This window comes from Comamonas sp. FG99, assembly GCF_057808605.1.
In genome coordinates, this window is sequence record NZ_JBMDII010000074.1 from 1 (window position 1) to 8064 (window position 8064).

Sequence of the window (8064 nt, forward strand, 5' to 3'; positions counted from 1 at the left end):
CCTTCGGCCTCGACCTGGTGCAGGTTTTCATGCACCGCCGGATCGGCGATCAGGCGCACCAGGGTGCGGTCCATGCCGAGGCCGGCCAGCGACACGGTGGCGGCCACGTTGGCGTTCTTCGGGTATTGCGCCGCCGCCTCGCGGGCGGTGCCCTCGAAGATCACCGTCTCGGTGGCCAGCGCATCGAGGTCGCGGCCGGTTTCGGCCGGCGTGCCCTTCCAGGCGCGCGGCGGCTTGCGGCCGGTGTAGCGCACCGTCGCCAGCCCGCCGATGCGGGCGGCGGCCAGCGCGTCGATGCCGCCGATGGCGCCGGCGATCAGTTGCACCTGGGTGCGGCCTTCGCGGGCCGCGGCCTCCAGCTGCTCGGGCAGGCCGGCCGCGGACAGCGCGCCCACCGAGGCCACGATGCCCGGCAGGCCGCGGCGCAGCGCGGGCAGCACATGCTGCTCGATGGCGGCATGGCCAGCGGCCTCCACCACCAGCTCGATGCCTGCGGCCGGCACGGCCTGCACCACCTGCGCCGCCGGGGCCAGGCGCGCGGCCACGGCGCGCGCCGCCTCGGCGCCTTCGGCCGGCACCACGATGGCGGCGACCTGCAGGGCGGCGTCGTCCTGCACCAGTTCCAGCAAGGCGGTGCCGATGGCGCCGCAGCCGATCAGGGCAATCTGCATGGCGTGCTTCCTCTTCTTATTGGGTCTTGGTGGCCGGAATCTGGTCGAGCTTGTTCACCGGCGGGCCCGAGAACGTGGCCTTGAAGCTGCCGATGGCACGCATGTCGATCTCCAGCAGGAAGGGGCCCTTCTTCGTCCAGGCCGAGGCCAGCACGGCGGGCAGCTCGTCGAGGTTCTGCACGCGGGCATGGGGCAGCTGGATCGAGGCGCACAGCTGCGCGTAGTCGGGCGTGTGCAGCTCCACGTAGCAGCGGCGGCCGCCGTAGGAGGCGTCCTGGATGTTCTGGATCACGCCGTAGCGCTGGTCGTTCATGAGCACGATCAGGGTGTCGCACTCTTCCTGCACCAGCGTGGCGAGCTCGCCCAGGTTCAGGATGAAGCCGCCGTCGCCCGCCAGGCCCAGGGTCTTGCGGCCCGAGCCGCTCACCGCCGCGCCCACGGCCGCGCCGATGGCCATGGGCATGCCCATGCCTATGCCGCCGCCGGTGGCGTGCACGCCCGCGTTGGGCTCGAAGAAGCGCAGCTCGCGGTTGCCCCAGGTGCTGTTGGAGACGGTCACGTCGCGCACCCAGTTGAAGTTGCGGCCCACCGCCTTTTGCAGCTGCTGCACCAAGGCGCCGTAGGGGCCGAGGCCGTCGCGCATGGTGGCGACCACTTCGCCGTGCACCTGGCGCAGGTCGGCCAGCAGCTCGGGGTCGGCCCGGTAGCCACGCGCCTCCAGCCGGTCGGCCAGGCCGTTCAGGGCCAGGGCCGAGTCGCCGCAGGCGAAGCCGTCGTCGATATAGCAGCGGCCCTGCTGGGCGGCGTCCACGTCGATGCGCAGCAGCGGGCGCGGCAGCTTGAGCTCGTACTTCAGCGTCTCGTTGCTGCGCAGCCGCGTGCCCACGGCCAGCATGGCGTCGCAGCGCTGGTAGAAGGCTTCGACGGGCTTTTGGATGTTGTAGGCGCCGAGCGAGGCGGGGTCGTCCTCGGGCACGATGCCGCGGCCCTGGCCGGTGGTGACGATGCCAAAGCCCAGGGCCTTGAGGCGCCGCACCGCGGCGCCGGCATGGCGCGCGCCGCCGCCCAGCCACAGCAGCGGGCGCTTGGCCTTGGCCAGCGTGTCGGCCAGCGCATCCAGCGCGGCTGCGCTCGGGGCCAGCACCGGCACCGGCAGCGGCGACCAGTCGCCGGGCATGTCGATCACGCTTTGCTGGATGTCGATCGGGATCTCCACGCTCACCGGGCCGGTGGGCGCGGTCATGGCGGCCTGCACGGCGGCCTTGAGGGTGGACAGGCAGGTCTCGGCGCTGCGCACGCGGAACGCCGCCTTGGACACTGCACCCAGCATGCTCAGCTGGTCGGGCGCCTCGTGGATGTACGACAGCTTCTGGTCCAGGTACTGGGTCTCGATCTGGCCGGTGATGTGCAGCAGCGGCGTGCCGGCGGTGTAGGCCTCGACCAGGCTGCCGGCGATGTTGCCCGCGGCCGGGCCGGTGCTGGTGATGCACACGCCCAGGCTGGAGGTGGAGCGGGCGCAGGCATCGGCCATGTTGCCGGCGCCGGCCTCGCCGCGCGCCATCACGAAGCGGACCTTGCCGCGCGCGAACATCGCGTCGAGGATGGGCATGTTGTGGATGGAGATCACCCCGAACGCGGCCTTGACCCCGCAGTGTTCGAGAAACTCGGCGACGGCGGCGCCGACGGTGATTTGGGCAGGATTAGGCATGGCGTGAAAGACCTCCGGAAACATCGATATGGCTGCCGGTCGTGTACGACGACAGCGGGCTGGCGAGGAAGGCGATGGCCTGCGCAGCCTCGCGTGGCAGGCCCAGGCGGGCCAGGGGAATGGATTTCTTGGTGGCGAGCGCGCCGGTCCAGGCGGCCCAGTCCTGGGACTTGTCGTCGCGCGCCTCGAAGCGGCGGCGCCACTGGCCGGACTCGATCAGCCCGACCAGGATGCCGTTGACCCGCACGCCCTTGGGCGCGAACTCGGTGGCCATGGAGCGCACCAGGTTCTTGAGGCCGGCGCGCGCCGCCGAGGTGGCCACCATGTGCGGCTCGGGCTGCGCGGCCAGCAGCGAGTTCACGCAGACGATGGCCGCATCGCGCCCTTGGCCCGCATGCTGCTGCAGCTGCGGCAGGAAGGCCCGCGTGGGATGGATCACGGAGAAGAACTTCAGGTTCAGCTCCTGGCTCCAGGCCTCGTCGCTGGTGTCGGCAAAGGTGGACACCCGGCCCTGGCCGGCGTTGTTCACCAGGATGCCGGCCGGCCCCAGGGCCTGCTGCACCTGCGCCGCAAAGCGCTGCACCTCGTCTGCGCTCAGCACGTCGCAGGCCGCGGCCAGCAGCCGGGCCCGGGGGTGGCGCTGGCGCAGGCCGACCTCGGCCGCCCGCAGGCGCTCTTCGCTGCGGCCGCAGAAGGCCACGGCCGCGCCCTGCTCCAGCAGCAGCTCCACCGTCGCCAGGCCGATGCCGGACGATCCACCGGTGACCACGGTCACCGCATCCTTGATCTGGAAAGCACCCATTTGAAAAATTCCTTTCAGCGGATGGACAGCACCCGCGCGCCGCTGTGGGCCTGCGGGCGGTAGTTCAGCAGCTCGGACAGCTCGCCGGCCGCCGAGCGCACACGCTCCACCACCCCGGCGGCCCGGGCCTGGCCGGTGTGCAGCGAAGGGATGGTCGAGCCCAGCGCCGCCACGATGCGGCCGCTGTGGTCGCGCACCGGCGCTGCAACGGTGGAGATCGAGGTCTCGTAGAAGCCCTCGCCGAAGACGTAGCCGCGCTCGCGGTCGGCCTCGATGAGGTTGAACAGGTCGAGCGCGGTCCTGGGCGTGCTCGGCGAGAACGCCTCCAGGTGCTCTTCGGGATAGAGCGTGCGCAGCTCGGAGAGCGAAAAATCCAGCAGCAGCACGCGGCCGAACACCGTGCCATGCGCCGCCAGGCGGGTGCCCACGTGCACCGCGCTGGCCAGCGGCCGCGGCGGCGTGACCTTGGCCACGTAGACGATGGAGCGGTTGTCGCGCACCACGATGTTGCAGGGGTAGCCGATGTCGTCGCACAGCCGGGCGATCACCGGCTGGCCCAGCTCGGTCAGCTCCAGCGACGACAGGTATTCGAAGCCCAGGCGCAGCACGGCCATGCCCAGGCGGTATTCGTTGCCGCCGTCGACGCGCTCCAGGAAACCCATGCTCTCCAGCGTGTTGAGCATGCGGAACACGGTGGCGCGCGGCAGCTCCAGCCGGCGCGCCAGCTCGGGGGCGCCGAGCGTGCGGCTGTCGCGGCCGAACTCCTGCAGCAGGCGCAGGCCGCGCTCCAGCGCGGGCACCATGTACTTGTCGGAGCCGGATTCGGGGGTGGAAATCTGTGTCATTGCGCGTCCTGGTTCAAATCAAAGCGAGAAGACCCTATCTTCGATCCATTCGGCCACCGCGGCCGGGTTTTCAACCGGGCTGGCATGGCCGGCCCGGGCGATGCGCGTGAACGGCGCCCGGTACACGCCGGCCCAGCGCTCGCATGCCGCGGGCGGCGTGACCACGTCGTGCTCGCCCACGGCCACGAAGGCCGGCACCGGCAGGGGCGCATCGCGGCCCAGGTCGCTGTCGCACAGCATGTTCACCGCCTGGCGGTAGCCATTGGCATGCATGCGCGCCGTGCTCCAGCGCACCCATTCGCGGGCCTGCGCGCCGGCCGCGGGGCTGAGCAGGCGCTGGTCTATGCGCTGCGCCAGGCCTTCCACGCCCAGCCGCTCGAGCGCAGCCAGGCGCTCGCCGCGCACCTGCTCGCGCTTTTCGCTCAGGGCATAGCCGCCAGCGGGGCTGACCAGCAGCAGGCCCGCGGCCTGCGCCGCGCAGGGCGCCGCCATCAGCGCGCCGAGCGAATGGCCCACCAGCGCGCAGCGGCCGGCGACTTCGCTGGCGATCAGGGCGCGCAGCCGGTCGGCGTAGTCGGTGTTGACCGGCGTGGCCGTGGCCAGCGCCGTGCTGGCGCCATAGCCCGGCGCATCCCAGGCCAGCACGCGCAGGCTGGGCGGCAGGGCCAGCGCCACGTCGTACCACGACGCGGCGGAGGAGCTGATGCCATGCAGCAGAACCAGCGTCAGCGCGGGCGTGCCCGCAGCCGGGCGCTCCCTGAGCGAGAGCAGGCCGCCACCCGGCAGCGCAACGCTGCGCTGCGCGAAGCGCGCATCCATCTCGCGTTCCTTGGCGTACAGGCTTTCGTTCCAGTGCATGTCAGTCATCCATTGCGTCATGTGCCACCCACGGTCCCAGATACCGGCACGCCCCAAGCCAAGGCAGCCAAGCAAGGGCCGCCCCGCAGCGAGGGCTGCGTCCCCCTGCCCGCGCGCAGCGCGAGAGCGGGGGGATGGAGCGCAGCGACACAGGGGGGTGTTCCATTTCAGCGCTTGATCTTGGCCAGCGGATGGTCGGCCGGGTAGGTGGGCGTGATCGGCTTCTTGGCGCCCAGCATCACGCACATCAGCGCGTCTTCGTCGCCGATGTTGATCTCTTCGCGGTACACGCCCGGGGGCACCGACACCAGGTCGCGGTCGGTGAGCACGGTTTCGTAGCGCTCGCCTTCGGGCGTAGTCAGCACCAGCTTGAGCTTGCCGCGCATCACAAAGAACACCTCTTCCACGTCGATATGGATGTGCGGCGGGCCTTCGTGGCCTGCGGGAATCACCATGGTCGAGAAGGTGAAGTGCTCTGCCGGCACCGTGTTCATGTCGGCGGAGACGCCCGTGCCGCCCGTGCCCATGTAGCGCATCTGCGCGCGGCGGAACTTGGGGTCGTAGTCGGCCTGGAACTTCAGTGCATTCCAGTCGTACTTGCGCGTGGAAAAGCGCGCGACGCGCGACTCCATCCAGTCCTTGAAATTCGCGCCTTCGGGACGGTCCCAGGTGCGGGGGGTGTTTTGCTGTTCGCTCATCGTTCGCTCCTTGCGTTAATTCATGACAAAGCCGCCGTTGACGGCAAGAACCTGGCCCGTGACGAAACGGGCACCATCGGACATCGCATAGACCACCGCGCCCGCGACGTCCTCGGGCATCTGCTCGCGCTGCAGCGCGCGCTGATCGATGTAGAGGCGGTGGCGCGTCTCGGGCACGTACTGCGTGGCCTCGACCAGCACCAGGCCCGGCGCCACCGCGTTGACGGTGATGTTGTCGGCGCCCATCTCGCGCGCCATGGCATGCGTCATCGCGATCACCGCGCCCTTGCTGGCCACGTAGGCCATCAGGTTGGGCGCGCCCCACAACGCGGTATCCGAAGCCAGGTGAACCACTGCGCCGCGGCCGCTGGCGCGCAGCGCGGGGCGGCAGGCGCGGGTCATCAACCAGGTGCCGCGCACGTTCACGCTCATCACCTGGTCCCACTTGTGCAGCTCGATGTCGTCCATGCCGCGGCCGCCCGAATCGGTGACCGCCGCGTTGTTGACCAGGCCGTCCAGCCCGCCGAGCTCGCGCACCGCCTGCTCGGCGCATTGCTGCACCGAGGCGGGGTCGGACACATCGACGCGGATGCCCACCGCGGTAAAGCCGCGCGCCTGCAGCGCCGCCACCGATTGCGGCAGCAGGTCGTCGCGCAGGTCGGCCAGCGCCACCTGGGCGCCGTGCTCGCACAGCGCCTGGGCAAAGGCGAAGCCCAGACCGCGCGCGGCGCCGGTCACCAGAATGCGACGGCCTTGCAACTGGCCAATCTGCGGCATGGGAGTGAGGTTCATATGCGTTTCACCTGAGAAACAGTGATTAATTCATGAAACAACGCAAGTGTACCGATCCGCTCCAGAGACCACAAAATAGGGGAAACCCTAGGACTGCATTCGGGCAAGCACCAGGCGCAGCTACACCGGGCGCATGCCAAAGCCTTTGTCGTACAAGGGAAAATCAGCCGCCAAGCGCCACTGGCAGGGCACGGGCCGCTATCGAATCGGAGGACGGCCGGCGGTGAGCCCAGCCATCGGCCACCGGCACGCGGCGATGGCTACCAAGGGTAAATCCTAGGGAAAAATCTCAGGCCTGCCTGGGGCGCAGGCACCACAGCGCCGCCACGGCGGTGGCCGCCGCCAGCACCAGCACCCACAGGGCGCCGAGCCGCCAGCGCTCCAGCGCCAGGCCAAAGAGGAAAGGCGCGCTCGACTGCGCCACGCGCGCCGGCACCATCAGCAGCCCCTGGCGCTGCCCGTAGCCCTGCGCGCCGAACATGGCCAGCGGCAAGGTGCCGATGGCCACGGTCATGATGCCGTTGCCCAGGCCGAAGGCCACCGCATAGCCCCAGCCCCCGGCCGCGCCGAAAACCGCCAGCACCAGCGCCGCCAGCGGATAGGCCATGACCGCGATGCGCGCCGACCACAGCGGATGGGCGCGGCGCAAAAAGGCATAGTCGGCGATCCGGCCCACGACCTGCGACGGCCCCACCAGCGCGGCCGCCGCCACCGCGGCGGTGGCGCTCGCGCCGCTCACCGCCAGCAGCCGCGGCAGGTGCGACATCATCGAGGTGCCGATGAACCACACGGCCGCAAACGTCAGCGCCATGAGCGCCAGCGTGCCCAGCTGGGCGCGCACGAAGGACGGCGCCGGCAGCTGCGCCCCACCCGCCTGCGGCTCAGCCTGCGGCGCGATTTCCGGCGCCGGCCGGGGCTGGGCGCGCGGCAGCGTGGCGTGCAGCGGCAGCAGCACCAGCAGCTGCACGCCGGCCCAGAACAGGCAGGCATGGCGCCAGCCCACGGCATGCAGCAGCCAGGTGGTGACCGGCCAGCTCACGGTGCTGGCAAAGCCGCCGAACAAGGTGATGCCCACGATGGCGCCGCGCGCCGTCTTGCCGTACAGGCGCACCACGGTGGCGAACGCGGCCTCGTACAGCCCGGCGCCCATGGCCACGCCCAGCAGCAACCAGGCCGCGAACAGCTGGGCCGGCGTCTGCACGCGCGACAGCAGCACCAGGCCCAGCGCGAACAGCAGGTTGGTCGCCATCAGCACCGGGCGCCCGCCCCAGCGGTCGATCAGCCGCCCCGCCACCGGCCCGGTGAGCGCCACCACCAGCAGCGCCAGCGAGAACGCGCCGAAAACGCGCGAGGCCGGCAGGCCCAGGCTCTCGCCCATGGCCCCGGCCAGGATCGCCGGCAGGTAGAAGGCCGAGCCCCACGACAGCGTCTGCCCTATCCCCAGCTTGCAGGTGGTCAGTATCGAGGGCTGGGCGGCGGAGGACGCGGCTATGGACGTGGCGGGCATGGGTGTTCTTCGGATGCGCGCGCCATTGTGCCGGGCCCGGCGGCCGGGCACAGTCGCGCAGGCAACCTCAGCTCAGGGGCGAATGCCGTTCACTTAGCAAGCCGAAGCTGCGGCCAGCCAAATGGGGTGGGCCAAGCACACGGGCCGTCGCTTTGCTCGGCCTGGCTTTGTGGGGCCGAGCAA

General features: G+C 70.7%; 8 protein-coding genes. All 8 read right to left on the bottom strand.

Annotation, left to right across the window (positions count from 1 at the left end; translation table 11 throughout):
* The coding region (locus tag ACODRX_RS25605) for an aspartate dehydrogenase (protein WP_488874371.1) at positions 1–671 on the bottom strand (671 nt) is incomplete at its 3' end.
* Positions 672–687: 16 nt separating this feature from the next.
* The gene (locus ACODRX_RS25610; RefSeq protein WP_488874372.1) at positions 688–2379 is read right to left on the bottom strand and encodes a thiamine pyrophosphate-binding protein; all 1692 of its coding nucleotides are present in this window, start codon (positions 2377–2379) and stop codon (positions 688–690) included.
* Positions 2372–3181 carry an SDR family oxidoreductase gene (locus ACODRX_RS25615; RefSeq protein ID WP_488874373.1) on the bottom strand — a complete coding sequence of 270 codons (810 nt, stop codon included), beginning with the start codon at positions 3179–3181 and terminating at the stop codon, positions 2372–2374. The genes ACODRX_RS25610 and ACODRX_RS25615 overlap by 8 nt, the downstream gene beginning before the upstream one ends.
* 14 nt (positions 3182–3195) lie before the next feature.
* Positions 3196–4026 (bottom strand): IclR family transcriptional regulator, encoded by an 831-nt coding sequence (locus ACODRX_RS25620; protein WP_488874374.1) that lies wholly within the window; start codon positions 4024–4026, stop codon positions 3196–3198.
* 18 nt (positions 4027–4044) lie between these two features.
* Positions 4045–4884 carry an alpha/beta fold hydrolase gene (locus ACODRX_RS25625; RefSeq protein ID WP_488874378.1) on the bottom strand — a complete coding sequence of 280 codons (840 nt, stop codon included), beginning with the start codon at positions 4882–4884 and terminating at the stop codon, positions 4045–4047.
* A gap of 167 nt (positions 4885–5051) precedes the next feature.
* The gene (locus ACODRX_RS25630; protein WP_488874375.1) at positions 5052–5582 is read right to left on the bottom strand and encodes a cupin domain-containing protein; all 531 of its coding nucleotides are present in this window, start codon (positions 5580–5582) and stop codon (positions 5052–5054) included.
* A 15-nt stretch (positions 5583–5597) separates the two neighbouring features.
* A complete protein-coding gene (locus ACODRX_RS25635; protein WP_488874376.1) occupies positions 5598–6374 on the bottom strand; it encodes an SDR family oxidoreductase in 777 nt (258 codons plus the stop codon).
* 289 nt (positions 6375–6663) lie between these two features.
* Entirely contained in the window at positions 6664–7881 is a 1218-nt protein-coding gene (locus ACODRX_RS25640) for an MFS transporter (RefSeq protein WP_488874377.1), read from the bottom strand.
* Between the last annotated feature and the right edge of the window lie 183 nt (positions 7882–8064).

What these genes read in the sequence shown, in the direction of transcription:
- ACODRX_RS25610 (WP_488874372.1), bottom strand. Translation starts at nt 2,379, where the DNA reads ATGCCTAATCCTGCCCAAATCACCGTCGGCGCCGCCGTCGCCGAGTTT.
- ACODRX_RS25615 (WP_488874373.1), bottom strand. Translation starts at nt 3,181, where the DNA reads ATGGGTGCTTTCCAGATCAAGGATGCGGTGACCGTGGTCACCGGTGGA.
- ACODRX_RS25620 (WP_488874374.1), bottom strand. Translation starts at nt 4,026, where the DNA reads ATGACACAGATTTCCACCCCCGAATCCGGCTCCGACAAGTACATGGTG.
- ACODRX_RS25625 (WP_488874378.1), bottom strand. Translation starts at nt 4,884, where the DNA reads ATGCACTGGAACGAAAGCCTGTACGCCAAGGAACGCGAGATGGATGCG.
- ACODRX_RS25630 (WP_488874375.1), bottom strand. Translation starts at nt 5,582, where the DNA reads ATGAGCGAACAGCAAAACACCCCCCGCACCTGGGACCGTCCCGAAGGC.
- ACODRX_RS25635 (WP_488874376.1), bottom strand. Translation starts at nt 6,374, where the DNA reads ATGAACCTCACTCCCATGCCGCAGATTGGCCAGTTGCAAGGCCGTCGC.
- ACODRX_RS25640 (WP_488874377.1), bottom strand. Translation starts at nt 7,881, where the DNA reads ATGCCCGCCACGTCCATAGCCGCGTCCTCCGCCGCCCAGCCCTCGATA.